This is a genomic window from Bifidobacterium merycicum DSM 6492 (assembly GCF_900129045.1).
GTDB classification, from domain to species: Bacteria; Actinomycetota; Actinomycetes; order Actinomycetales; family Bifidobacteriaceae; genus Bifidobacterium; species Bifidobacterium merycicum.
The window spans coordinates 613,815-637,787 of sequence record NZ_FQTX01000001.1; the positions used below are offsets into that span (position 1 = coordinate 613,815).

At 60.7% G+C, this 23,973-nt stretch carries 22 protein-coding genes, 3 tRNA genes and 2 pseudogenes; 24 read left to right on the forward strand and 3 right to left on the reverse strand.

Annotated elements, in window-relative coordinates; genetic code table 11:
* The first annotated feature begins 6 nt into the window (after positions 1–6).
* From tsaB to BUB29_RS02425, 5 genes are all read left to right on the forward strand, one after another.
* Complete coding sequence (tsaB, locus tag BUB29_RS02405; protein ID WP_033522833.1) at positions 7–789, forward strand: tRNA (adenosine(37)-N6)-threonylcarbamoyltransferase complex dimerization subunit type 1 TsaB; 783 nt, start codon at positions 7–9, stop codon at positions 787–789.
* Complete coding sequence (gene rimI / locus BUB29_RS02410; RefSeq protein ID WP_033522832.1) at positions 786–1,301, forward strand: ribosomal protein S18-alanine N-acetyltransferase; 516 nt, start codon at positions 786–788, stop codon at positions 1,299–1,301. The genes tsaB and rimI overlap by 4 nt, the downstream gene beginning before the upstream one ends.
* A 75-nt stretch (positions 1,302–1,376) precedes the next feature.
* Positions 1,377–2,420: a tRNA (adenosine(37)-N6)-threonylcarbamoyltransferase complex transferase subunit TsaD gene (tsaD, locus tag BUB29_RS02415; protein WP_033522831.1), complete on the forward strand. Its 1,044-nt coding sequence runs from the start codon at positions 1,377–1,379 to the stop codon at positions 2,418–2,420.
* A 107-nt stretch (positions 2,421–2,527) separates the two neighbouring features.
* Positions 2,528–2,600, forward strand: a tRNA-Asn gene (locus tag BUB29_RS02420).
* A 46-nt stretch (positions 2,601–2,646) separates the two neighbouring features.
* Positions 2,647–2,719 (forward strand) — tRNA-Asn (locus BUB29_RS02425).
* A gap of 71 nt (positions 2,720–2,790) precedes the next feature.
* Here the strand turns inward: BUB29_RS02425 and BUB29_RS09790 are convergent.
* On the reverse strand, positions 2,791–2,931 hold the full coding sequence (locus tag BUB29_RS09790; RefSeq protein WP_156098201.1) for a hypothetical protein: 141 nt from the start codon (positions 2,929–2,931) through the stop codon (positions 2,791–2,793).
* Positions 2,932–3,092: 161 nt separating this feature from the next.
* Between BUB29_RS09790 and BUB29_RS02430 the strand changes: the two genes are divergently transcribed.
* The 13 genes from BUB29_RS02430 (at position 3,093) to BUB29_RS02490 (ending at position 15,488) form a co-directional block, all read left to right on the forward strand.
* Complete coding sequence (locus tag BUB29_RS02430) at positions 3,093–3,425, forward strand: hypothetical protein (protein WP_033522830.1); 333 nt, start codon at positions 3,093–3,095, stop codon at positions 3,423–3,425.
* A gap of 211 nt (positions 3,426–3,636) precedes the next feature.
* On the forward strand, positions 3,637–5,670 hold the full coding sequence (gene thrS, locus BUB29_RS02435; RefSeq protein ID WP_033522829.1) for a threonine--tRNA ligase: 2,034 nt from the start codon (positions 3,637–3,639) through the stop codon (positions 5,668–5,670).
* A gap of 85 nt (positions 5,671–5,755) precedes the next feature.
* Positions 5,756–6,511 carry a YebC/PmpR family DNA-binding transcriptional regulator gene (locus BUB29_RS02440; RefSeq protein WP_033522828.1) on the forward strand — a complete coding sequence of 252 codons (756 nt, stop codon included), beginning with the start codon at positions 5,756–5,758 and terminating at the stop codon, positions 6,509–6,511.
* Positions 6,512–6,517: 6 nt separating this feature from the next.
* A complete protein-coding gene (ruvC, locus tag BUB29_RS02445; protein ID WP_033522827.1) occupies positions 6,518–7,099 on the forward strand; it encodes a crossover junction endodeoxyribonuclease RuvC in 582 nt (193 codons plus the stop codon).
* A gap of 68 nt (positions 7,100–7,167) precedes the next feature.
* Positions 7,168–7,785 carry a Holliday junction branch migration protein RuvA gene (gene ruvA / locus BUB29_RS02450; protein WP_033522826.1) on the forward strand — a complete coding sequence of 206 codons (618 nt, stop codon included), beginning with the start codon at positions 7,168–7,170 and terminating at the stop codon, positions 7,783–7,785.
* 4 nt (positions 7,786–7,789) lie between these two features.
* Positions 7,790–8,851, forward strand: a complete 1,062-nt coding sequence (ruvB, locus tag BUB29_RS02455) for a Holliday junction branch migration DNA helicase RuvB (RefSeq protein WP_033522825.1) — start codon at positions 7,790–7,792, stop codon at positions 8,849–8,851.
* A gap of 53 nt (positions 8,852–8,904) precedes the next feature.
* Positions 8,905–9,327, forward strand: a complete 423-nt coding sequence (locus BUB29_RS02460) for a preprotein translocase subunit YajC (RefSeq protein WP_033522978.1) — start codon at positions 8,905–8,907, stop codon at positions 9,325–9,327.
* Between the two features lie 10 nt (positions 9,328–9,337).
* On the forward strand, positions 9,338–9,919 hold the full coding sequence (locus tag BUB29_RS02465; protein WP_033522824.1) for an adenine phosphoribosyltransferase: 582 nt from the start codon (positions 9,338–9,340) through the stop codon (positions 9,917–9,919).
* 60 nt (positions 9,920–9,979) lie between these two features.
* Positions 9,980–11,173 carry an ADP-forming succinate--CoA ligase subunit beta gene (gene sucC, locus BUB29_RS02470; protein ID WP_033522823.1) on the forward strand — a complete coding sequence of 398 codons (1,194 nt, stop codon included), beginning with the start codon at positions 9,980–9,982 and terminating at the stop codon, positions 11,171–11,173.
* Complete coding sequence (gene sucD / locus BUB29_RS02475) at positions 11,173–12,093, forward strand: succinate--CoA ligase subunit alpha (protein WP_033522822.1); 921 nt, start codon at positions 11,173–11,175, stop codon at positions 12,091–12,093. The genes sucC and sucD overlap by 1 nt, the downstream gene beginning before the upstream one ends.
* A gap of 27 nt (positions 12,094–12,120) precedes the next feature.
* Entirely contained in the window at positions 12,121–13,485 is a 1,365-nt protein-coding gene (locus tag BUB29_RS02480) for a cell division protein PerM (RefSeq protein ID WP_033522821.1), read from the forward strand.
* Positions 13,436–15,058 carry a bifunctional phosphoribosylaminoimidazolecarboxamide formyltransferase/IMP cyclohydrolase gene (gene purH / locus BUB29_RS02485; RefSeq protein WP_033522820.1) on the forward strand — a complete coding sequence of 541 codons (1,623 nt, stop codon included), beginning with the start codon at positions 13,436–13,438 and terminating at the stop codon, positions 15,056–15,058. The genes BUB29_RS02480 and purH overlap by 50 nt, the downstream gene beginning before the upstream one ends.
* A gap of 157 nt (positions 15,059–15,215) precedes the next feature.
* Positions 15,216–15,488, forward strand: coding sequence for a hypothetical protein (locus tag BUB29_RS02490; protein ID WP_034249752.1), 273 nt, complete (start codon positions 15,216–15,218; stop codon positions 15,486–15,488).
* Here the strand turns inward: BUB29_RS02490 and BUB29_RS02495 are convergent.
* On the reverse strand, positions 15,417–16,394 hold the full coding sequence (locus tag BUB29_RS02495) for an MIP/aquaporin family protein (RefSeq protein WP_033522818.1): 978 nt from the start codon (positions 16,392–16,394) through the stop codon (positions 15,417–15,419). The two genes, BUB29_RS02490 and BUB29_RS02495, sit on opposite strands and share 72 nt — an antisense overlap.
* Positions 16,395–16,521: 127 nt before the next feature.
* Here BUB29_RS02495 and BUB29_RS02500 point away from each other — a divergent pair, with 127 nt between their 5' ends.
* The 3 genes from BUB29_RS02500 (at position 16,522) to BUB29_RS02510 (ending at position 19,603) form a co-directional block, all read left to right on the forward strand.
* Positions 16,522–17,295, forward strand: a complete 774-nt coding sequence (locus tag BUB29_RS02500; protein ID WP_033522817.1) for a pseudouridine synthase — start codon at positions 16,522–16,524, stop codon at positions 17,293–17,295.
* Positions 17,292–19,421 carry a bifunctional cytidylate kinase/GTPase Der gene (gene der / locus BUB29_RS02505; protein ID WP_034249754.1) on the forward strand — a complete coding sequence of 710 codons (2,130 nt, stop codon included), beginning with the start codon at positions 17,292–17,294 and terminating at the stop codon, positions 19,419–19,421. Before BUB29_RS02500 ends, der begins: the two co-directional genes overlap by 4 nt.
* Before the next feature lie 108 nt (positions 19,422–19,529).
* A tRNA-Pro gene (locus BUB29_RS02510) sits at positions 19,530–19,603 on the forward strand.
* 56 nt (positions 19,604–19,659) lie between these two features.
* Here BUB29_RS02510 and BUB29_RS02515 read toward each other — a convergent pair.
* On the reverse strand, positions 19,660–20,232 hold the full coding sequence (locus BUB29_RS02515) for a TIGR01440 family protein (RefSeq protein WP_033523937.1): 573 nt from the start codon (positions 20,230–20,232) through the stop codon (positions 19,660–19,662).
* Positions 20,233–20,518: 286 nt separating this feature from the next.
* On the opposite strand from BUB29_RS02515, the gene BUB29_RS02520 reads away from it, so the two are divergent.
* From BUB29_RS02520 to BUB29_RS10290, 3 genes and pseudogenes are all read left to right on the forward strand, one after another.
* Complete coding sequence (locus BUB29_RS02520; RefSeq protein ID WP_033523938.1) at positions 20,519–21,946, forward strand: UTP--glucose-1-phosphate uridylyltransferase; 1,428 nt, start codon at positions 20,519–20,521, stop codon at positions 21,944–21,946.
* Between the two features lie 120 nt (positions 21,947–22,066).
* Positions 22,067–22,778, forward strand: a pseudogene (locus tag BUB29_RS10285) (helix-turn-helix transcriptional regulator); the annotation flags it as partial.
* Between the two features lie 110 nt (positions 22,779–22,888).
* A pseudogene (locus BUB29_RS10290) lies at positions 22,889–23,965 on the forward strand (helix-turn-helix transcriptional regulator); the annotation flags it as partial.
* Positions 23,966–23,973 lie beyond the last annotated feature (8 nt).

The window sequence follows — 23,973 nt, forward strand, 5'->3', positions numbered from 1 at the left end:
CACAACATGGGCGCGAACGAAACAATGCTGGTAATCGACACCTCATACGGATCCACCGTCGGCATAACCGGACACGAACCCCTCACCGAAACCGACTCACGCACCCACGTCGAAAAACTCCAAGTCAACATCGCCACAGCCGTACAGCAAGCAAAACTCACCCCCAACAACATCACCACCATCGTCGCAGGCATCGGCCCCGCACCCTTCACCGGTCTACGTGCAGGCATCGTCGCAGCCAAAGCGCTCGCCTTCGCCACCGGCGCCAAGCTGGTAGGTCAGGATATCCTCGCCCCTCAGGCGTGGTGGAACGCCGAACGTCGCGGTGAAACCGACGCCGATACGCGCGTGCTGACCCTCGCCGTGAACGACGCACGCCGCAAGCAGCTGTATTTCGAGCTGTGCGCTCCCGTCAGCGGCGAGAATCCGGATCCGGAACCGTTGATCGCCATGGACATCGACTATCCTGCGGGCATCGTCACGCGCGTCAACGAAGCGGTAAACGCCTATGAGGCGAGTACAGGCAAGCGCGTGCTGGTCGATGTGGTGGGGCATGGCGCGGCCAAATACGCCAGCGTGCTGCAGGGCATCGATTCGTTGGGCGATGTGGTGGACGAATCCGTACTCGACCAAGGCGCGCATGGTCTCGATATCTTCACGCGCCGGGCCGTCGCGCGCGTTGCGGACGATACGCCGGTTGAGCCGCTGTACCTGCGTCGCCCTGACGCCGAAGTGCCGAATCCGCTGAAGCATGTGCTCGGCCATGGCGGCGCGAAGGCCACACGATGATCATCGACATCAACGAGCTCGATAGGGAACTGGTGGTCCGTTCCATCGCGACGTTGGAACGGGAACTGTTCGGCAAGGGCGCGTGGAGCGAATCCGCCGTGCGGCAGGAACTGGACGCGCCCGCCCGTTTCTATTTCGCCGATGTGGCGGAAGCGGATGGCGGCGCGGAGGGGCGTCCCGTCATCCGTGGATACGCGGGATTCTGGTACGACGGCGACGATGCTGAGATCATGACCATCGGCGTGGGACGTGACTATCAGCGCCATGGCATCGCCGCGGCTTTGCTGCAACGGCTTATCGATGAGGCCCGTACGCAGGGGGCCGCACGCATGCTGCTCGAAGTGAGGGTGGATAACGACCCGGCATTGGCATTGTATGAACGATTCGGCTTCCAGCGGCTCGGATTGCGCAAACGGTACTACCAGCCTGAAGGCATCGACGCATACACCATGAGCTTGGATGTGGCCGGGCCCCGCATCGTGGGATTCCAATCCGGGCATACCGCCGCATAACCGCGCACAGGGAAGCGCACAAGCAAGGAACCATACGTGAAGCGCGGGAAACGCGCAGAAAAAAGGAGGACGGCAATGAACGAACCCATTGTCCTGGGCATCGAATCCACCTGCGACGAAACGGCCGCCGCCGTCGTGAGGGGGCGTACGCTGCTGTCCAACGTGGTCGCGTCCTCCATGCAGGAGCATGCCCGATACGGGGGAGTGATCCCCGAAATCGCGTCACGCGCCCATGCGGAGGCTTTCGTCCCATGCGTGAGCAAGGCGCTGGCGGACGCGAACATGACCCTGTCCGATGTGGATGCGATCGCCGTATCCGCGGGCCCGGGTCTTGCCGGCTGTCTCGCCGTGGGCGTCTCCGGAGCCAAGGCGCTGGCCTGGGCGAGCGGCAAACCGCTGTACGGCATCAACCATGTGATCGGGCATATCGCCGTGACGCAGCTGCAATTCGGTCCGGTTCGCGAGAACACCATGGCGTTGATCGTCTCCGGCGGGCACACGTCGCTGCTGCATGTGACCGACATCGCACGCAAGATCGATGTGGTCGGCACCACGCTGGATGACGCCGCGGGCGAATGCTTCGACAAGGTGGCGCGACTGCTCGGCTTCCCATATCCGGGAGGACCGCACATCGATCGTCATGCGCGCAACGGCAATCCGAAGGCCATCAAGGTGCCCCAGGGGCTCACGCAGGGTCAGGCGGGTGCCAGGCACCCGTACGATTTCAGTTTCTCCGGCGTGAAAACCGCCGTGGCGCGTTGGGTGGAAGGCCAGCAGGAGCTGAGCAACGAGATCCCCGTGGACGACGTGTGCGCCTCCCTGGCGGATTCGGTGGCGACCGTGCTGTCGAAGAAAACGATGCGCGGATGCCGCCAGTACGATTCCGATACGTTGATCGTGGGCGGCGGTTTCTCCGCCAACTCGCAGCTGCGCGCCAAGCTCGTCGAATACGGCAGGAGCAACGGCGTGGACGTGCGTATCCCAGAGATCAAGCTCTGCACGGATAACGGCGCGATGGTCGCCGTGCTCGGCGCGAATCTTGTGGAGGCCGGGGTCGCCCCAAGCGCACCTGATTTCTCCATCGATTCCGCCATGCCGTTGACGACGATTTCCTTGTAAACCCTTGCAACACAATGGGACACGCCGTAAGTGAAATCGACTTGCGTTCGTTCCCATTGTGTGTATTATATGTGTCTTGTGCGCAAGGGAAACCTTGCAGGCTACATTCCCGCGTAGCTCAGTTGGCAGAGCGTCTGACTGTTAATCAGAATGTCGCTGGTTCAAGCCCAGCCGCGGGAGCTCGGAATGGTTTTCCGCAGGAAAGTCGTTCGAAACAATTGAACATTCCCGCGTAGCTCAGTTGGCAGAGCGTCTGACTGTTAATCAGAATGTCGCTGGTTCAAGCCCAGCCGCGGGAGCCCATCGGAGGCCGTCGGCGTTACGCCGGCGGCCTTTTTGTTTTCCATGATGACGTTCCGGCTGCTGCATTCTACTGGCGTCCGCCCATGATGCGGATGATCTGCTTGATGACGGCGAACGGGAACATGATGACGAAGCCGATCAGCCAGAGCAGGCCGCGCACGGCGCAGATGATGACGGCGGTCAGGATGGAACCGAGCAAAAACCACATGGTATGCCTCTTTCGTATGGCGCTTCTTCTTCGTTGTCTTACGTCCCCGTTTGCGGGGGACTTGCTTACATAGGTATTCACCGGACAAAACGGGTTCGGTGTGTCCTGCAAGCGTCACCTGTCGTTCTTAAGTAGACATATTGATGACAAGTGTATAATTAATGCTGCGTGATGATGCGTACGATTCGATCCATGAAGGGGGAACGGTCGCAATCATCATTGATATTGCCCGTTACGGTTCTCGGGAGGTGATGTCGTTGGTGGCGGCATTGAAAAGGGGCTGGGTCATCATGTATGCAGTGGGTACCGCGGTAGCATACGCGGTTGCTGTGTACTTCTGTATGGACGTTCGGTTCCTATTCAGTTGGAAGGGCATATCCATCGTCGTGTTCTTCACCTTGGTCTCGACATTCGTAACGGCCTGGTTGTCGCGTGTCGATCATCCGGATATCGGCGAGGAAACGGAGGATGATGATTCGAATATCACACCATGATGATTCCCGTCTTCTGATTTTCGCATAAGGTCAATGTGAGTGGCGCCGTCATAACGATGGAGCCACTCACATATGGTGCGATCGCGCGCCTTCGCGATCCGCGTACGACACCGTTTGCATTTGTCGCGCCGAATGCCTATCGTGGCTGCTGTTGATACCCAGTCCAGGCCTGCACATTGGTACCGCGGGCCCCGATAGCAAAGGACACATCATGGCGCAAAGCTCCATCTCCATCACAGTCAACGGCGAAGCGAAGGAGGTGGAAGCAACCACCACCGGCGTCGAACTGTTCTCCGATGACAAGAACATCATCGCGGTGCGTCTGAACGGCGAACCCCGCGACCTGTACACGCCGCTCTCCGACGGCGACGTCGTCGAAGGCATCGCCCTCGACTCCGAGGACGGCATCGCGATCATGCGTCACTCGGCCACCCATGTCATGGCCCAGGCCGTGCAGGAGATCTACCCCGACGCCAAGCTCGGCGTCGGCCCCGTGATCAAGGACGGCTTCTACTACGATTTCGATGTCGAACAGCCGTTCACCCCCGAGGATCTGAAGAACATCGAGAAGCGCATGCAGCGCATCATCAAGTCCTCCCAGTCCTTCCGCCGCCGTGTGGTGACCGAGGAGGAGGCCCTGGCCGAGGAAGCCGATCAGCCGTACAAGATCGAGCTCATCAAGGACAAGGAAGCGCATCTCGATCCGGCCGCCGCAACCGAGATCAGCGAGAAGGAACTGAGCTTCTACGACAACGTCGACCGTGATGGCAACGTGGTGTGGAAGGATCTGTGCCGCGGACCGCACCTGCCGAACACCCGTTACATCAAGGCCTTCAAGATCGAGCGTTCCGCCGCCGCCTACTGGCGTGGCAGCGAATCCAACCCGATGCTGCAGCGCATCTACGGTGCGGCGTTCGCCACCAAGGAGGATCTCAAGGCCTACCAGACCCGTCTTGAGGAGGCCGCCAAGCGCGATCACCGCAAGCTCGGCGCCGAGATGGACCTGTTCTCCTTCCCGGATGAGATCGGCCCCGGTCTGGCCGTGTTCCACCCGAAGGGCGCTGCCGTCATCAACGCCATGGAGGACTACTCCCGCGAGATGCACCGCAAGCATCACTACAGCTTCGTCCAGACCCCGCACATCACCAAGGGCGGTCTGTACGAGACCTCCGGCCACCTGCACTGGTACAAGGACAGCATGTACCCGCCGATGCGTCTGGACGAGGAGAAGGACGAGAACGGCAATGTGACCAAGCAGGGCTTCGACTACTACCTGAAGCCGATGAACTGCCCGATGCACAACCTGATCTTCAAGTCCCGCCAGCGTTCCTACCGCGAGCTGCCGCTGCGCCTGTTCGAGTTCGGTACCGTCTACCGTTACGAGAAGTCCGGTGAGGTGCACGGTCTGACCCGTGTGCGCGGCCTGACCCAGGACGATTCCCACATCTACTGCACCCGTGAGCAGATGAAGGATGAGCTGAAGAACCTGCTGAACTTCGTACTCGGCCTGCTCAAGGACTTCGGTCTGGACGACTTCTACCTGGAGCTCTCCACCAAGGATCCGCACAAGTACGTCGGCTCCGACGAGATCTGGGAGGAAGCCACCAACACACTGGCTGAAGTCGCCAAGGAATCCGGTCTGGAACTGGTCGACGATCCGTGCGGCGCCGCATTCTACGGCCCGAAGATCTCCGTCCAGGCCCGCGACGCCATCGGCCGCACCTGGCAGGTCTCCACCATCCAGCTCGACTTCAACCTGCCTGAGCGCTTCCAGCTCGAATATATCGCCGCCGACGGCACCCATCAGCGTCCGGTGATGATCCACCGCGCCCTGTTCGGTTCCATCGAGCGCTTCTTCGCCGTGCTGCTCGAACACTACGCTGGCGCCTTCCCGGCATGGCTCGCCCCGGTCCAGGTGCTCGGCGTCCCCGTCGCCGACGAGTTCGCCCCGCACCTGCAGAAGTTCATCGCCAGCTTGGAAGAGGAGACCGTCCGCTGCGAGATTGATCTGTCCGATGATCGTTTCGGCAAGAAGATCCGCAACGCCTCCAAGTCCAAGGCGCCGTTCATCCTCATCGTCGGCGAGGAGGACATGAACAACAACGCGGTGAGCTTCCGCTTCCGCGACGGCAGCCAGCTCAACGGCGTTCCGGTCGATGAGGCCAAGGCCGACATCATGAAGGTCATCAAGAAGCGTGTTCAGGTGAACACCGTCGATGATTTCAAGGCGGCCATCGCCGACTGAAATCCCATGGCGCTAAGCGGCAATGTCTGCTTAGCGCCATACAATCTTTTCGTTTGTCAGTAATCGTTTATTTGCGAGGAGCATTATGTCCGGTCATTCCAAGTGGGCGACCACCAAGCACAAGAAGGCTGCCATCGACGCAAAGCGTGGCAAGCTGTTCGCCAAGCTCATCAAGAACATCGAAATCGCGGCCCGTCAGGGCGGTGGCGACCCCGACGGCAACCCGTCGCTGTACGACGCCATCTACAAGGCCAAGAAAGCCTCCATGCCGGCCGATAACATCAAGCGCGCCGTCAAGCGCGGCTCCGGTGAGGAAGCCGGCGGCGCCAACTACGAGGACATCGTGTACGAAGGCTACGCACCCGCAGGCGTCGGCCTCATCATCGAATGCCTGACCGATAACCGCAACCGTGCCGCCGCCGAAGTGCGCTCCACCCTGACCAAGGGCAACGGCTCCCTGGCCACCAGCGGTTCCGTGTCCTTCAACTTCGAGCGTAAGGGCCAGATCGTGGTTCCCGCCGAGGGCGTGAACTTCGATGACCTGTTCGAGAAGGCCGCCGAAGCCGGCGCCGAAGACGTGACCGAGGACGGCGAGGTCTTCACCGTCATCACCGGTCCGTCCGACCTGACCGAGGTGCGCAAGGCCCTGCAGGACGCCGGTTTCGACTACGATTCCGCCGATCTGGTCATGGCTCCGAAGAACGAGGTCGAGCTGAGCCTCGAGGATGCCCAGAAGGTGTCCAAGCTCATCGACAACCTCGACGATCTGGACGATGTGCAGAACATCTACTCCAACTGGACCGCCTCCGATGAGGTCATGGCCCAGCTGGACGAGGAGTAATCCTCGATGATCATTCTCGGCGTCGACCCCGGGCTCACGCGCTGCGGGGTCGGCGTTATTGAAGCCGGCGCCTATCGCCGGCTTTCGTTTATTCATGTGGATGTGGTGCGTTCCGCACCGGATGTATCCCAGGATCTGCGCTTGCTCGCCATCTACAACGGGCTCGTCGAGAAGATCGAACGGTTCGCGCCGGATGTCGTGTCCATCGAACGCGTGTTCGCGCAATCGAACCACAATACCGTGCTCGGCACCGCGCAGGCGGCGGGGCTGGCCATGCTCGCCGCCGCGCAGCGCGGCATTCCGGTGGCGCTGCATACGCCTACCGAGGCGAAGCTCGCCATCACCGGCGACGGTAGGGCACAGAAGATCCAGGTCGAGCGTATGGTCACCCGTATCCTGAACCTAAGCGCCATGCCGACACCGGCCGACGCCGCCGACGCCTTGGCTTTGGCGATTTGCCACGCTTTGCATCCGGCGGGCGCATTGCAGGGAGGGGAGCGCGAACAGCATCTCACCCCGGCTCAGCGGCAATGGGCCCAAGCCGCGCAGAAAACACGCCGTCGTTCCTCCACGGATAGGGGAATGTGACGGTTGGTGCTGCGCATCATGCCGAACTCGTGTAAACTGTCGAACAGCTGTTCGAATAGGGAGGCGTGATGATCGGTTCATTACGGGGAACCGTCGAAGTGGTCGATACCACGCAGGCGGTGATCGAGGTCGGCTCGGTCGGTTACGAGGTCCGCATGCCATCGGCGGATCTGTCCCGTCTGCACACTGGGCAGGAAACGCATGTGTGGACGTATCTGAATGTTTCGCAGGATGCCATCACATTGTATGGCTTCCTGGATTCCTCATCGAAGAAGATGTTCCTGCAACTCATCAAGGTCAGCGGCGTCGGGCCGAAGGTCGCATTGTCGCTGTTGTCGACGCTGTCTCCCAACGATCTGGCCAAGGCGGTGGCCGACAACGACGCGGCGGCGCTGGCGAAGGCGCCGGGCATCGGCAAGAAAGGGGCGCAGAAGATCATCCTTGAGCTGAAAAGTTCCATCAAGTTGGAGGATCTGGGGGAGTCGGATGCCCGTCCGCAGCAGGTCGCCGATGCCGGTGCCATGCAGGTCGTGGAAGGTTTGATGTCCCTTGGCTGGCATCAGCAGGACGCGCAATACGCGGTGCAGGCGGCATGTGAATCGAACGGCATCGCGTTGCCGTTGTCGCAGGAGGATGTGCCGCAGGTGCTCAGGCTGGCGTTGACTTCTTTGGATAGAGGACGGTGAATGAATGGCACAACCATATGAGCGGGTGAACACCGACGCCAACGAGGAATCATTGCGCATGGTTTCCTCACAGCCTATCGGCAATGAACCGGTCAGCGACGAGGAACTGCGCCCGCATGTCCTGGATGGCTTCATCGGCCAGCCTCAGCTCAAAGCGCAATTGCGCCTGTTCCTCGACGCCGCACGCAAACGCGAAACGCCTCCGGATCATATCCTGCTTGCCGGCCCTCCGGGCTTAGGCAAAACAACGTTAGCCATGATTGTGGCTAACGAACTTGAGGTTCCGATTCGCATCACCTCCGGCCCGGCCATCCAGCATGCCGGCGATCTGGCGTCCATTCTCAGCTCGTTGGAACCGGGGGAGGTGCTGTTCGTCGACGAGGTGCATCGTTTGCCACGTGCGGCTGAGGAGCTGTTGTACATCGCCATGGAGGATTTTCGCGTCGACGTGATGGTTGGCAAGGGGCCGGGCGCGTCATCCATTCCGTTGACACTGCCCCGTTTCACCATGATTGGCGCCACCACGCGTGAAGGTATGCTGCCTTCGCCTCTGCGCGCCCGATTCGGTTTCACGGCCCATTTGGATTTCTACCCTCACGAGGAGCTGGAAAAGCTGGTGGAGCGGTCGGCGGGAGTGCTCGGTCTCGAACTCGGCCAGGACGCCGCGCATGAGCTCGCCTTGCGTTCACGCGGCACGCCGCGTATCGCCAACCGCCTGCTGCGTCGTGTTCGTGATTGGGTCATCGTCCATGACCTACCCAGGGCGGAAGCCGAAGACGTGCGCCAGGCGCTTGCCCTGTACCAAATTGACGAGGAGGGGCTCGACAGACTGGATATCGCGGTCCTCAACGCCATCGTGCGCAACTTCCAGGGAGGCCCCGTAGGACTGAACACGTTGGCGGCCATGGTGGGCGAGGAATCGGAGACCGTGGAAACGGTATGCGAACCATATCTGGTGCGTGAGGGCTTCCTCATCCGCACGCCGAAGGGGCGCGTTGCCATGCCGAAGGCGTGGCAACATCTCGGCATGCGACCGAACGAGGATGATGTCAACAAGAGTTTCTAGTATTACCCTTTGGATTATCGTTATTCTTAAAGGAGCGTATAGTGCCGCAGCCCATGTTTCTCGTCGTTCTTATAGTCGTCTTTGGCGCCATAATGCTCTGGCAGTCCAAGCAGGCCAAGAAACAGCAACAGCAACAGCAGGACTTCCGTACGAACCTTCAGCCGGGTACTGAGGTCATCACCATCGGGCGGATCATCGGCAAGGTCGTCGAGGTCGACAACCAGTATGACGAGATCGTCATCGACAGCGAGGGCACCAGGATGCGTCTCGCCCTGAGCGCCATCGCCCGTGAATACACCCGCCCCGCCTATGTCTCCGATGACGAGGTCGACGAGAACGGCAACCCGTTGCCTAAGGACGAGATCGAAGCCGCCGCCGACGACGAAACCGCGCAGTCCGCGGAAGCCTCCGATGAGGCTCAGGAAGCCGTCGAGGCCGACAGGGCCAAGCCGTCCACCGAAGCCAAGAACGACTGAGGGTAGGGCAATGGCCAACAACGACATCATCATCAAAGCGCTGAGAGCCGTCGGCGAAGAAGACGCCGAATATCTCGTATCCCTCATCGGTTCGACTCCGGGATTCCCCAAGGAAGGCATTATCTTCCGCGATTTCATGCCCGTGCTCGCCGACGCCCGTGGTCTGGACATCCTGATGCGCGGTTTCGCGGCAACGCTTCCCGTTGCGCCCGAGGATTTCGACGTCGTAGCCGGACTCGAATCCCGCGGTTTCCTTTTCGGCCCCGCTTTGGCAAGCAGATTCGGCAAAGGGTTTGTAGCCATCCGCAAGGCGGGCAAACTGCCGCCGCCGGTATTCGCCGAATCCTATGATCTCGAATACGGATCGGCCAGCGTGGAAGTCGAACAGAACGCCATCCATCCGGGCGAAAGAGTGCTTATCGTCGACGATCTCATCGCCACCGGCGGTACGGCACGCGCGGGCGCTGATCTCATCAAGAAGGCGGGAGGCATCGTCGCGGGCTTCAGCTTCCTGATGGAGCTTGATGGCCTTGACGGTTGCTCCAGACTTTCCGAGGCTCCGATCAGTACACTCATCGCGATGCCCGCCTAAGGGCAAGCGTCGCGCAGGCAACAGTAAAACAGCCAGACACAATCAGGAATCGATCGCATCATGGATCTATACGAGTATCAGGCACGGCAACTGCTCGAAGAGCAGGGGATTCCCACACCCAAGGGCATCTACGCGCAGAATTCGCACGAAGTCGCGGAGGCGGCCGAGAAAATCGGCTACCCGAACGTCATCAAGGCACAGGTCAAGATCGGCCACCGTGGCCAGGCGGGCGGCGTCAAGCTCGCGAAGACCCGCGACGAGGCGATCCTCGCCGCCGAGGACATCCTGCCCATGACCATCCACAAGCACAAGGTCAACGGCGTGCTCGTGGCCGAAGGCAAGAACATCCTGCACGAATACTACGTGTCCATTTCCGTTGATCGCTCCTCCAGGGATTACGACGTGCTCGCCACCGCCAACGGCGGCACCGAAGTCGAAGAGATCGCCAAGGAACATCCGGAATCCGTCAAGAGGCTCCATATCGAGGCCTTGGACGACTTCGACATCGAAGCGGCCCGTCAGATGGCCGAAAGCATCGGCTTCTACCATGCCGACGTCGATCAGGCGGCCGATATCCTGCTGAAGATGTGGCGCTGCTTCAAGGAGAACGACGCCACGCTCGTCGAAATCAACCCGTTGGCCAAGATCGGCGATCCGGACGATGAATCCTCGAAGATGCTGTGCGCGTTGGATGCGAAGATCTCGCTCGACGACAACGCCGCCTTCCGCCACGATGGTTGGAAGCGTTTCAGCGATCCGATGGCGAATGACGAGTATGAACGTCGTGCCAAGGAGCATGGTCTGCATTACGTGCATCTGAACGGTCAGGTCGGTGTGATCGGCAATGGCGCGGGACTGGTAATGAGCTCCCTCGACGCCGTCTCCGGTGCCGGCGAGGATTTGGGAACCGGCGTCAAGCCCGCCAACTTCCTCGACATCGGTGGCGGTGCATCCGCCGAGGTGATGGCTGCGAGCCTTGAGATCGTGCTCAGTGATCCGCAGGTCGAATCCGTGTTCATCAACGTGTACGGTGGCATCACCTCGTGTGAGCAGGTGGCGAAGGGTATTCTCGAAGCGCTCGATTCCCTGTCCGTCGTCAAACCCATCGTCGTTCGTTTCGACGGCAATGCGGCGCAGGAAGGCCTGTCCATCCTCGGCGCGTCCAACAATCCGAACATCCATGTGGCAAGCACCATGGAGGATGCGGCCTACGAAGCCGCACGCATCGCTTCTTCCGCAAAGGAGGCAAACTGATGGCATTGTTCATCGAAGACGATGCCCCGGTCATCGTCCAGGGCATCACCGGGCATCAGGGCATGGTGCACACTGCCCGTATGCTCAAGGCCGGCACGAATATCGTCGGCGGCGTCAATGCACGTAAGGCCGGTTTGGATGTCACCTATCCAGCGGCACGCAACGGCGAGGACGCCACCATCCACGTGTTCGCGACCTGCGCCGAGGCGAAAGCGGCCACCGGTGCCGTCGCCTCCGTCGTGTTCGTTCCGCCGCGGTTCGCCAAGGACGCCGTGGTCGAGGCCATCGAAGCGGGCATCAAGCTCATCGTGGTCATTACCGAAGGCATCCCGGTCGCGGATTCCGCGTACTTCGTGGAACTCGCGTTGCGTAACGGTGTGCGCATCGTCGGCCCGAACTGCCCCGGTCTCGTCACCTTCCCGGCGACCGAGCAGACCCATGGCGTCAATCTCGGCATCATTCCCGACGGCATCGTCAAGCGCGGTCCGCTCGGCCTGGTCTCCAAGTCCGGTACGCTGACCTACCAGCTCATGGGCGAGCTCAGCGACATCGGCTTCACCGCATGTCTGGGTGCCGGTGGCGATCCGATCGTCGGCACCACGCTGCTTGATGCGTTGCAGGCGTTCGAGGCGGACGAGAACACCAAAGCCGTCATGATGATCGGCGAAATCGGCGGAAGCGCCGAACAGGACGCAGCGCAGTGGGCGAGCGAACACATGACCAAGCCCGTCGTCGCATACATCGCGGGCTTCACCGCTCCGGAAGGCAAGCAGATGGGTCATGCGGGCGCCATCGTCTCCGGTGGCAAGGGAACCGCGCAGGATAAGAAGGAGGCCTTGGAAGCCGTCGGCATCAAGGTCGGTCGCACGCCCGCGCAGGCCGCGGACTTCATGCGCAAGGCAATCGCGAGCATCCGATAGACGAACTGGTAAGGTCCAACAGCATCAATGAAGAAGACATCGGTTACCTCGATTCTCAAAGGAACCCTTGCAGCGGCAAGCGCGTTGTTCATTTACGCTCTTCCGCTTGGATGCTTCATCGCATTGACGCTGTTGGTCGTCTCCATGGAGGAGGGCAGTGACAATCTCACTGCCCTCACCGTGCCGCTGACGGAAAGCACGGTGCTGCTTTCCCAAGGGGTGCCGTTCACGTTCGGCACCATCCGGATGGCGATCATCCCGTTGATGCTCACCGTCCTGCTTATCGCGCTTATCGCGCAATGCCTCGCCAAAGCCGGCCCCAAGGCTGATGTATGGCTTTCCGGTCTTCTTGTCTGGGTGCTGCTCAACCAGTTCTGCATCAGATTCACCAATCTGCAGATTCATGATGATGCCATGACGATCGCCGGCAAGAGCGCGCTCGTCTGGCTGCTCGGCGCGGCACTGGCCGTCATCAGGTCCGGGCCCGCGGTCGGGAAACTGCGTGGACTGTGGTGCAAGCTGATTCCGCAGGCCGCACGTTCCATCATGGTTGTCGCGGCCGTCGTCGCCGGAGGCGTGATCGCGCTGATGCTGCTGATTGGTTTGGTCACCGTCATCGTGTGGGCGGTGAACGGCAACGCCGCCATGGTCAGAATCTTCGATCTCATCAACATGCGCACCGGGTCGAGGGCACTGACTTCCATCGCATATCTCGCATGGTTACCCAATCTGATGGTATGGGCCATCTCCTGGATCGCAGGCGCCGGATTCACGGTGGGTGATCTGGGAACGTTCACACTGTGGATCGGCCAATCGTCCAAACTGCCGCCATTACCGCTGTTCGGCATTCTTCCGCAGTCCGTGACGGATGCCAACACCAGGATGATGTTGCAGATGTGCATTCCTGCCGCATGCGCTTTGGTCGCGTTCGCCGCGATGCTGTTCGGCCCTCTGGCGATTCGTGTCGCCAAACAGGCGGATCGCGATGAGGGTCGGCGTTTGATCTTCCTCATGGTCCGTCATGCACTGATGCTGTGCGGTGCGGCCATGATCATTCTGCTTTTGTCATGGGGCGCGTTCTGCGTATCGAACGGTTCGTTGGGGAAGCGTCATCTTGCGGGCATCGGCGTCGATGTCGTCACTTCGATGCGCATGGTCGGGCTTGGCATTCGTCAGGGATTCATCACGGCGTGGCTTGTCACGTCCGCCATTACGGCTTTGGTATACGCGCTTCGGCGGCTTCTCATGTCGGCGAAGAAGGAGAAGGAGGATTCGTCGCCGGAAAGCGATGAATCCGATTCAGAGAAGATTTCATTGCAAACAACAGCAAGGGAGGAAAACGATGACAGCAAGTCGTCCAATCAAGAGGGCACTGGTCTCGGTCTTTCATAAGGAAGGCATCGAGACTCTCGCCAAGGCGTTCGTGGAAGCCGGCACCGAAGTGGTTTCGACCGGTTCCACCGCGAAGCGTCTGGCCGAACTGGGAGTAGCCGTCACCGAGGTGAGTGAGGTTACCGGCTTCCCCGAGTGCCTGGATGGTCGCGTCAAGACGCTCGACCCGCATATCCATGCGGGCATTCTCGCCGATATGACCAATCCCGATCATGCCGCCCAGCTGGAGAAATTCGGCATCAAGCCGTTCGACCTGGTCGTCGTGAACCTGTATCCGTTCGCCGACACCGTGCGTTCCGGCGCCAACGAGGCCGACACCATCGAGAAGATCGACATCGGCGGCCCGACCATGGTGCGTGCGGCGGCCAAGAACAGCGCCACCGTCGCGATCATCACCGATCCCGCGGATTACGCGCTGGTCGCGGGCCGTATCAGCAACGGCGAGGGCTTCACCCTTGAGGAACGCCGTTGGCTGGCAGGCAAGGCGTTCGCGCACACCGCCTCCTACGATGCCACCATCAACGAGTGGACCGCCAAGCATTGGCCGAAGCCCAGCACCGTGGAATCCACCGTCGAGGGCGAGGAACCCGTGAACGAAGCCGTGTTCCCGGCGACCTTCACCCGCACATGGGATCGTTCCCACACCCTGCGTTACGGCGAGAACAGCCACCAGCAGGGCGCCCTGTACCTCGATCCGCTCAACCAGACCGGTTTCGCCCATGCCGAACAGCTGGGCGGCAAGCCGATGAGCTACAACAACTACGTGGATGCCGACGCCGCGTGGCGTGCCGCTTGGGATATGGCTCCGGCCATCGCCGTCGCCGTGGTCAAGCATAACAACCCGTGCGGCCTGGCCATCGGCGCCACCGCGGCCGAAGCGCACAAGAAGGCGCACGCATGCGATCCGATGAGCGCCTATGGCGGCGTCATCGCCTGCAACACCACGGTCACCCTCGAAATGGCCGAAAACGTGCGTCCGATCTTCACCGAGGTCATCGTGGCCCCGAACTACGAGCCTGAGGCACTGGAACTGCTGCGCACCAAGAAGAAGAACCTGCGCATCCTCAAGGTCGCCGAACCTGCCAACCCGAAGACCCAGTTCCGTCAGATCGAAGGCGGTCTGCTGGTGCAGCAGCCCGATCTCATCAACGCTCCTGGCGACAATCCGGATGCGTGGAAGCTCGTGTCCGGCGAACCCGCGGACGAGGCGACGATGAAGGATCTCGTGTTCGCATGGCGTGCCATCCGCTGCGTGAAGTCGAACGCCATCCTCATCGCCCATGATGAGGCCACCGTCGGCATCGGTATGGGTCAGGTCAACCGTGTGGATTCCTGCCATCTGGCGGTCGACCGTGCCAACACGCTGGCCGATGGCGCCGACCGCGTCACCGGTTCCGTCGCGGCATCCGACGCGTTCTTCCCCTTCGCGGACGGCGCCGAAGTGCTGATGAACGCCGGTGTGAAGGCCATCGTGCAGCCTGGCGGCTCCATCCGCGACGAGGAGGTCATCGAAGCGGCCAAGAAGGCCGGCGTGACCATGTACCTCACCGGTACCCGTCACTTCCTGCACTGATTCCGCATCGCGCCGCCCGTCCGCTCACCGACAGCCTGGTGGACGGTGTGATACGCGGTAAGGCTCGGCCTGTTTGCCGATATAACGGGCCGAGCCTATTATTATGCCCATATGCCGTTTTCCGGCGCTTGAACGAATCTTCCAGACAAGGGGAGCAATGCACGATCATCCATACGTCAGCGAAGCCAGTGAAGGCAAGCCTTGGTTTGAATGGTGCGTTGCCGTCGTCGTCATCGTCGCCGGCGTCATCGCGGCTCTTGGATACACAACGGCCGCCACGGTGCTGATTTCCGTGGCGGCCATCATCTCCGGCTCCATACGCCTGATTCTGCGTGATAGGAGCCCATGGAAAGTGCGATCAGTCGCGTTCGACTCCTTCATCGGAATCTGCCTTGGCATCGGACTGCTCGTCACGTACTTCAGCTTCTGATGCCGTATTCGGTTCCTCGGCGGTAGTGGTCGTGCTCTCGGTGGGGGTTTCGACGGGGGCATTCCCATCCGAGTTCTGCTCGTCGGTTTCGTCGTAGGCGCCCAGCTGTGCGGGGTCGTCGCCCTTCTTCGGGGCCTTCACCATCATGACCAGAGAAACCACCGCGGCGGCCAGCACCGGGCACACCCAGAACAGCCACAGCTGCGAAAGCGGGTTCTGCGTCAGATCCTGATTGTATGCGAACAGCGCGATGCCCGTGGAACGTGCCGGGTTGAGTGCGGCACCGGTGACGGGGAACGTGATCGTCGCGCCGAAAGCGTAGGCGACACCCATGTAGGCCGCGTAGTTCTTCTTGCCGTACTGGGTCATCGCCACGGCGATGATGACGATCGCGGCGACGATCTCCACCGCGGCGGCCTGGCTGACGGAGAAGTTCAGACCATACTGCTGCAGCGTGGTGTACGCGAGGGAGCCCTTATCGAAGCCGTTGATCGCGGTGGTCAACCACTGCTTGGCGGCGATGGTGGAGGAGACCGGCAGCAGGGACTTGATCAGCAGGCCCGCCAACGCGCCGCCCACGACCTGGAAGATGATGTAGAGGATGCCGTCGAGCACCTTGGTCCTGCCGGTGAGCATGGCGGCCACGGTGACGGCGGGGTTGAACTGGCCTCCGGAAACGCCACCGAGGAAGATGATGGCGGCCGCATAGGCCAAGCCGGTGCCCAGGGCGACGTAGGCGAGGTTGAGGCTGAAGATGATGGAGCCGAAGGTGCACATCACGTAGACGGCGAAGCAAACGACGAACGTGCCGAGCAGCTCGGCGCCGAGACGCAGCACGAGCGGCTTCTCATCCTTGGAGGTTTCCAGCGTCACGTCCTCCACGGGGACGGTTGCAGCAGATGTCATGTCAATCCTTTGAATTAATAATGGAACGGGTAAAACACCCGTATGACGGCTGCCAGTTTAGCAGCACCGTCAGGTACGGTACCATAGAAAAGTTGGAAGAACCTTATAGGGCCACGTTGGGAGAACGATGCCAAACGCATATTCCCGTGCCAGAAAGGCACACGAAAACAATCAGGAAGGCATTCGCCTGCAGAAGCTGCTCGCCCAGGCGGGATTCGGTTCCCGTCGCAAATGCGAGCAGATGATCACCGATGGACGCGTCGAAGTCGATGGCGAACTGGTCACCGAACTCGGCACGCGTGTCGACCCCACGCATCAGGAGATCCGCGTCGACGGTTCCCGCGTCCGCATCAGCAACAAGCACATCACCCTCGCGTTGAACAAGCCGCGCAAGGTGCTGTCCGCCATGGACGATCCGAAGGGCCGCTACACGCTGCGCGACATCGTCGGAGACAAGTACGAGCGCATTTTCCACATGGGACGCTTGGATTACGATTCCGAGGGGCTGATCCTCATGACGAACGACGGCGAATTGAGCCAGCACGTCATGCACCCCAAGTATGAGGTCGAAAAGACCTATATCGCCACGTTGGAGGGCAAGATCTCCGGCACCGTGTGCCGTCGTCTGGTCACCACCGGCGTGAATCTGGATGACGGTTGGATCAAACTCGACCGTTGCGCGATCATCGACGCCACCCACGACACCACGATCGTCAAGGTCGTGCTGCATTCCGGCAAGAACCGCATCGTGCGCCGTATCTTCGGTTCCATCGGCTTCCCCGTGAAGCGTCTGGTCCGCACGCAGATCGGTCCGATCAAGCTCGGTGACCTCAAGTCCGGTTCCTACCGTGTGCTGAGCCAGACCGAAGTCCGTTCGCTGTCCAAGGAGGTCGGACTGTGATTCGCGTCGCCATCGACGGCCCCGCCGGCGTGGGAAAATCCTCCACGTCCAAGGCCTTGGCCAAGTATTTCGGATTCGCGTATCTCGACACCGGCGCCATGTACCGTGCATGCGCATGGTGGTGTCTGAAGCAGGGCATCGATCTGGATGCCGAGCAGGTCGATGAGCGTGTGGTCACCGAAGCGGTGGGGGAGTTCTTCACCGGCGACCACTTCGACATCGGCGTTGATCCCGACAATCCCAGCGTGAGCGCGGATGGCGAGGACATCTCCGAGGCGATTCGTTCCTCCGAGGTTTCCAGCCATGTCTCGAAGGTGTCGAACATCATCCCGGTGCGTAACGTGCTCATCGCCGCCCAGCGTGCGTACATCGCGCGTGAGGCGTCCGTGGATTCCTTCTCCGGTGGTCTGGGTGTCGTGGCCGAAGGCCGTGACATCACCACGGTCGTCGCCCCGGATGCCGAAGTGCGCGTCCTGCTGACCGCGCGTGAGGAAATCCGTCAGGCGCGACGTTCCGGCCAGAGCGCCGCCGGCGTCGGCGCGGAGGATGTGGCCGCACGGGACCGCATGGATTCCAAGGTGACGAGTTTCATGACCGCCGCCGATGGCGTCACCACGGTCGACAACTCCGATATGGATTTCGAGCATACGCTCGACGTGCTCATCGATATGGTCGAGAACGCCATCGAGGAGCAGGAGTACGAACGTTACGCCGCCAATCTTGAGGATTACGAGCTGGATGAGGGCGACGAGGCACTGATCGCCAATGCCGACCGCGAGGATACCGCGGACGATGGCAAGGGCAAGTCCGTGGGCGTGCTCGCCATCGTGGGCCGTCCGAACGTGGGCAAGTCCTCGCTGGTGAACCGTATCCTCGGCCATCGTGTCGCCGTCGTGGAGGACACTCCCGGCGTGACCCGAGACCGTGTCAGCTATGACGCCGAATGGGCGGGCACCGATTTCAAGCTTGTGGACACCGGTGGCTGGGAGGTCGACGTCGAAGGCATCGACTCGGCCATCGCATCCCAGGCCGAAGTGGCCGTGAATCTCGCCGATGCCGTCGTGCTCGTGGTGGATGGCCAGGTCGGTCTGACCAACACCGAGGAACGCATCGTCAAGATGCTGCGCGCGTCCGGCAAGCCGGTCACGTTGGCCGTCAACAAGATCGACGACCGGGAAAGCGAATACCTCGCCGCCGAATTCTGGAAGCTCGGCCTCGGCGAGCCGTACCCCATTTCCGCCATGCATGGCAGGGGAGTGGGTGATCTGCTCGACGTGGCCATCGACTCGCTGCGTAAGGCGGAGAAGACCTCCGGTTATCTCACCCCGTCGCATCTTCGCCGCGTCGCCTTGGTGGGCCGTCCGAACGTGGGCAAGTCCTCGCTGCTCAACCAGCTGGCCCGTGAGGAGCGTACCGTGGTCAACGATCTGGCGGGTACCACCAGGGATCCCGTCGATGAGATTGTGAATATGGACGGTAAGGATTGGCTGTTCATCGATACCGCCGGCATCAAGCGCAGGCAGCATAAGCTGCGCGGCGCGGAATACTATTCCTCGCTGCGCACCCAGGCTGCCATCGAACGATGCGAGCTTGCGCTCGTGCTGTTTGACGCCTCCGTCCCGATTTCCGATCAGGATCTGAAGGTCATGAGCTCCGCGGTCGACGCGGGCCGTGCCATCGTGCTCGTGTTCAACAAGTGGGATGCCATGGATGAGTTCGACAAGCAGCGTCTCGAACGTCTGTGGGCCACCGAATTCGACCGTGTCACCTGGGCGCAGCGCGTGAACATCTCCGCCAAGACCGGATGGCATACGAACCGTCTGACGCGTGCCATGGAGGAGGCGCTGCGGTCCTGGGATACCCGAATCCCCACGGGCAAGCTCAATGCGTTCCTGGGCCAGCTGCAGTCCGCCCATCCGCATCCGCTGCGTGGCGGCAAGCAGCCCCGTATCCTCTTCGCGACGCAGGCCTCCACTAGACCGCCGCGTTTCGTGATCTTCGCCACCGGCTTCCTGGAGCATGGCTACCGCCGCTTCATCGAACGCTCGCTGCGTGAGGAGTTCGGTTTCGAAGGCTCGCCCATTCAGATTTCGGTGAATATCCGCGAGAAGAAGAAGCGCAAGTAAAGACCCCTTCGGACGGCGTGGAATGCGTGCAGCGACACGCGCCACGCCGTCTTTTGGCGAAAAGCGGGAGTCTGTGCTAAGTTTCTTTCTCGGTGCTGATTGCACCATCGGGCCGTAGCGCAGTTTGGTAGCGCACTTGACTGGGGGTCAAGGGGTCGCGGGTTCAAATCCCGCCGGCCCGACAAGCAAAAAGCCGTAGTTGGAATTCCAGCTACGGCTTTTTCATTTCATCGCCACCTCACATCAGGTTCTCATCGTAGATGGCGCGAATGCCGCCGATATACTTGGGACGGTACCGTGCGCAGATGATGCGTGCCTTGCCGATCGAATCGATTGAAATACGCAGCGGGACGGCCACCGGGTGCATATGCATGCCAATCAGCGTGCCGCCGATGTCGATGCCGGCTTTCGCTTTGGTCTGGATATCCTCGACCAGCACAGGGTCGGAGAAGGAACGGTAGGCGATGGTGCCGAACGCCCCACCCGCATGATTGGGCTGGGGGATGGCGTTGACCTGATCGAAGCCGTACCGTTCGAGACAGGCCCGCTCGATGACCAGCGCACGGTTGAGATGCTCGCAGCACTGCGCGGCGAGGAACACGCCGGCCGGTTTCAGGACGGACTGGGCCCCCTCGAACAGATACGGCGCGACATCCATGGACGTGTGGGTGCCGATCTGCTCGCCGAGCACCTCGCTGGACGAGCAGCCGATGACGAAGATGTCGCCTGCGGACAGGCGCGCGGCCTCAAGCACTTCACGCACCGCCTGCGCGGTTTGTTGTCTGATATGTTCGAAATCCTGTGTCTCCATACCGCCGATTGTACTAGCGCGATATGGCGCCGTTCCCCGGCGTTCGCAACCGCATCCGTTGACACGCCGTCTCGCCCATGACGGTCAGGAAGCCATGTCAATGCTTTCACATGCACATTTGCTCGACCGCAACCGTGTGGAGTAAGGTACGGTACAGAGAACCGAAACATACCGGAAGGGCGTGCTCCACATCGGTGGAGGGATGTTTCGGTTACCGGAGGAGAACGATTCCGAATAATTCCGGGTCCAGACCCGATTCATTCCATACCAAGGAGGGAAGGCTTCCATGCCAGACCAGTTCGACCAGTTCGATGCGAAGATGCGCGAGCATGGCATGAGTGACACAGCGATCAACCAGTTCCACAGGTTGTATGACGTGTGGAAGGCCGATGAGGGATCCACATGGATCCGCGAGTCTGATGTGGAACCGTTGACCGGGGTTCCCAGTTTCCACGACGTCTACGAGACCATCGACCATGATGAGGCGGTCCATGCGTTCGCCAAAACGGCGTTCCTGAAGCTCAACGGCGGTTTGGGAACCTCCATGGGGCTGGACTGCGCCAAGTCGCTGCTGCCGGTGCGCCGGCACAAGGCGCGCCAGATGAGGTTCATCGACATCATCCTCGGCCAGGTGACCACCGCGCGCCAGCGTCTCGGCGTGGAGCTGCCGCTCACGCTGATGAACTCGTTCCGCACGTCGAAGGACACGATGAAGGTGGTGCGGGCCGACAAGCATTTCCATCAGGAGGACGTCCCATTGGAAATCGTCCAGCATGTCGAGCCGAAGATCGATTTGGCCACCGGAGGCCCCGCAATGTTCCCAGACAACCCGGATCTGGAGTGGTGCCCACCCGGCCATGGCGATTTGTTCTCCACCATCTGGGAGTCCGGTCTGCTGGATGTGCTTCAGTCCAAGGGCTTCAAGTATCTGTTCATTTCCAACTCCGACAATCTCGGCGCCCGTCCGTCCCGCACGCTGGCCCAGCATTTCGAGAACACCGGTGCGCCGTTCATGGTCGAAGTGGCCACACGAACCTGCACCGATCGCAAGGGCGGTCATATCGTCCGCGACCGGAAGACTGGGCGTCTGCTGCTTCGCGAGATGAGCCAGGTGCACAACGATGACAAGGCCGATGCACAGAACATCGACAAGCATCCGTATTTCAACACGAATTCGATCTGGGTGCGCATCGACAGCCTGAAGGAGAAACTCGCCGAATACGATGGCGTGCTGCCGCTTCCCGTCATCCGCAACAAGAAGACCGTGGATCCGACCGATGCCTCCAGCGCCCCGGTGATTCAGCTGGAAACCGCCATGGGTGCGGCGATCAGCCTGTTCGACGGCGCGATCTGCGTGCAGGTCGATCGCATGCGTTTCCTGCCTGTCAAGACGACCGACGACCTGTTCATCATGAGGTCTGACCGATTCCATCTGACGGACTCCTACGAGATGGAGGATGGCAATTACATCTTCCCGAGCGTCAGCCTCGATCCGAGGTATTACAAGAACATCCGCGATTTCGATGAAAGGTTCCCGTATTCGGTGCCGTCGCTCGCCGCGGCCAAATCCGTCACCATCGAGGGGGATTGGACGTTCGGACGCGATGTGGCGATGTTCGCGGACGCGAAACTGCGTGATAAGGGGGCACCCCGTTACGTGCCGAATGGTGAATATGTAGGCCCTCAGGGGGTGGAACCCGACAATTGGATCTGAGACGGCAAAAAGTCTTTCAATTTTTCATGAAAAGACAACCATTCTGCAAAAAAAGCCGTAATATAAAAGAAGTGCGCAACAGCGCACGCTGTTGAAAACTCTAGCGATACGTGAGGACTAATGGCAGAAGGCACAAGCGGAAGGCGACGTTTCTCCGACAAGTGGGGCAAGCATGAGCTTGATGTGCTGGCGGTATTGTCATCTGCGTTCCCGCAGTGGCTCACTTCACGACAGATTGCCCAACGAGTGAAGGCATACGCCGATTCATACGGCGAACTGGCCGATCAGGCGGCGAAGGCCGCATTCGCCAAGCAGTTCCAACGTGACCGTGCCAAGCTCGCGGCCATGGGCATCGCCATCGAGTCCAGGCAGCCCGAATACTCCTCGAAGTCCGAGGGGCAGGATTTCGCCTCGTATCGTCTCCAGCTCGGCGACGAACCCCGAGTCCGTCTGTGTTTCAAGCCCGAAGACATGTCCGTTCTGGCCGCCGCCAATTATCTGGCGCGTTCCATGTCCATGTCGAGCGAATCGGAGCAGCCCGACACCAGTCGCATCTCCCGTACCGCGCCTCGCGTGCCGCAAACGCCGATTCCGGGCCTTGGCTTGGATTCCATCGCCCCCGGTCTCGGTACGCAGACCATTCCGGACGTTCTCGTGAAGGTCATCGATTCGCGTCGCTTCGCAGCCACGATTGATGTGGACGGCGAACATATCAATGTCGCATACACCGATTCCGATGATTTGGCCACTTACGTGCTTGAACATCCCGGCGCGGCCATCGTCAGCCCGCAGGAGGCCGTCGACGCGTTCCATCGCAGGTTGCGGGCGGCCGAAAGCCTCCAATCCATCGAGGAATACGAGAAGGACGCCAACGCGCATAAGGATGTCGACGCCGATAACGCCATCGATGATTCCGAACCGACCAACGGCCATGCGCGCAAGCAGTCCTTCCAGACCGGCAGCGAAGTGGATCGCAGGCTCCGCCTCATGCTATTCCTGTCCGCGCATCTGGGCGAGGAGTTCACGCTTGAGGAGCTTGCCGATAGATTCATCGGCAAACCGAATACGCCCGAGGAGCAGAAGAAGTCCGTCAACGTCATTCGCAAGGACATCAACACGCTGACCACCGTTTCCGATGACGGCGAGATGGCAGGTAGCCAGTTCTTCGACATCGACTGGTCCCTGCTGGATGCGGAAGGCATCGTCTCCGCCACGAATTCGCTTGGTTTGGAACGTCTTGCCGGTATCTCCCCGCAATATCTGAGCATGCTCACCGCATCCGTGAGTTATCTGGCGCATTCGCCGTTGCTGCCGAACGAGCAGCGCACTCAGGCGGAGAACCTCTACCAGCGTCTGCAGCAGCATGTCCGCCCCGGGCAGACCCCATGGCTCAGCCTTACCGGCTATGAGCTGGAACCGCATAACTTCAACATCGTCAAGCGTGCCATCGATTCGGGTTCGCTGCTGGACATGCAGTACACCGATGGTGCCGGCAGCACCCGTCGCCGTCTGGTCGCCCCGGTGAAGATCTACGTGGATGAGGGCATCTACAACGTCGCCCTGTGGACGGATGTAGCCAAGGCCGCACCCGAGGACAAGCAGGACATCGTGCTGAGGAACGCCGCCATCAACAAGGCGAACGGCAAGCCCCGCACTTGGCAAGTGCTGCATATCGCGCGCATCGAACAGGCGAAGATCGTGGAACCGACCTGCAAGCTTGAGATTCCCGACATGCCGTTGAGCGAGCTGCGCAAGTGGAGCTTCGACAACGGCACCGCAACGAGTTTCATCACCGATGCGAAGGACATGCCGTTCATTCAGAATCTTCCCGATGCCACGGTGGAACCGTGTGGCAAGGGCGAGAAGGTCAACCTCATCGTTTCGTCCGATTCATGGTTCGTGGCGTTCTGCATCGCCCATGCGCGCCATCTGGTTGCGGTGGGACCGGAAACCCTCCGCTCGATGATCGTCGCCCGTGCGCAACGCGAACTCAGCGTGGTGCAGCGCACTGAGGATTGAGATAGGGG

Bases quoted from the DNA above. Each gene is read 5' to 3' on its own strand.
- BUB29_RS02440 (WP_033522828.1), top strand. From the start codon at position 5,756: ATGTCCGGTCATTCCAAGTGGGCGACCACCAAGCACAAGAAGGCTGCC.
- BUB29_RS02460 (WP_033522978.1), top strand. From the start codon at position 8,905: ATGTTTCTCGTCGTTCTTATAGTCGTCTTTGGCGCCATAATGCTCTGG.
- BUB29_RS09790 (WP_156098201.1), bottom strand. From the start codon at position 2,931: ATGTGGTTTTTGCTCGGTTCCATCCTGACCGCCGTCATCATCTGCGCC.
- ruvA (WP_033522826.1), top strand. From the start codon at position 7,168: ATGATCGGTTCATTACGGGGAACCGTCGAAGTGGTCGATACCACGCAG.
- BUB29_RS02465 (WP_033522824.1), top strand. From the start codon at position 9,338: ATGGCCAACAACGACATCATCATCAAAGCGCTGAGAGCCGTCGGCGAA.
- ruvC (WP_033522827.1), top strand. From the start codon at position 6,518: ATGATCATTCTCGGCGTCGACCCCGGGCTCACGCGCTGCGGGGTCGGC.
- sucD (WP_033522822.1), top strand. From the start codon at position 11,173: ATGGCATTGTTCATCGAAGACGATGCCCCGGTCATCGTCCAGGGCATC.
- rimI (WP_033522832.1), top strand. From the start codon at position 786: ATGATCATCGACATCAACGAGCTCGATAGGGAACTGGTGGTCCGTTCC.
- ruvB (WP_033522825.1), top strand. From the start codon at position 7,790: ATGGCACAACCATATGAGCGGGTGAACACCGACGCCAACGAGGAATCA.
- BUB29_RS02500 (WP_033522817.1), top strand. From the start codon at position 16,522: ATGCCAAACGCATATTCCCGTGCCAGAAAGGCACACGAAAACAATCAG.
- BUB29_RS02495 (WP_033522818.1), bottom strand. From the start codon at position 16,394: ATGACATCTGCTGCAACCGTCCCCGTGGAGGACGTGACGCTGGAAACC.
- tsaB (WP_033522833.1), top strand. From the start codon at position 7: ATGGGCGCGAACGAAACAATGCTGGTAATCGACACCTCATACGGATCC.
- thrS (WP_033522829.1), top strand. From the start codon at position 3,637: ATGGCGCAAAGCTCCATCTCCATCACAGTCAACGGCGAAGCGAAGGAG.
- BUB29_RS02430 (WP_033522830.1), top strand. From the start codon at position 3,093: ATGCTGCGTGATGATGCGTACGATTCGATCCATGAAGGGGGAACGGTC.
- tsaD (WP_033522831.1), top strand. From the start codon at position 1,377: ATGAACGAACCCATTGTCCTGGGCATCGAATCCACCTGCGACGAAACG.
- BUB29_RS02490 (WP_034249752.1), top strand. From the start codon at position 15,216: ATGCACGATCATCCATACGTCAGCGAAGCCAGTGAAGGCAAGCCTTGG.
- BUB29_RS02520 (WP_033523938.1), top strand. From the start codon at position 20,519: ATGCCAGACCAGTTCGACCAGTTCGATGCGAAGATGCGCGAGCATGGC.
- BUB29_RS02515 (WP_033523937.1), bottom strand. From the start codon at position 20,232: ATGGAGACACAGGATTTCGAACATATCAGACAACAAACCGCGCAGGCG.
- BUB29_RS02480 (WP_033522821.1), top strand. From the start codon at position 12,121: ATGAAGAAGACATCGGTTACCTCGATTCTCAAAGGAACCCTTGCAGCG.
- sucC (WP_033522823.1), top strand. From the start codon at position 9,980: ATGGATCTATACGAGTATCAGGCACGGCAACTGCTCGAAGAGCAGGGG.
- purH (WP_033522820.1), top strand. From the start codon at position 13,436: ATGACAGCAAGTCGTCCAATCAAGAGGGCACTGGTCTCGGTCTTTCAT.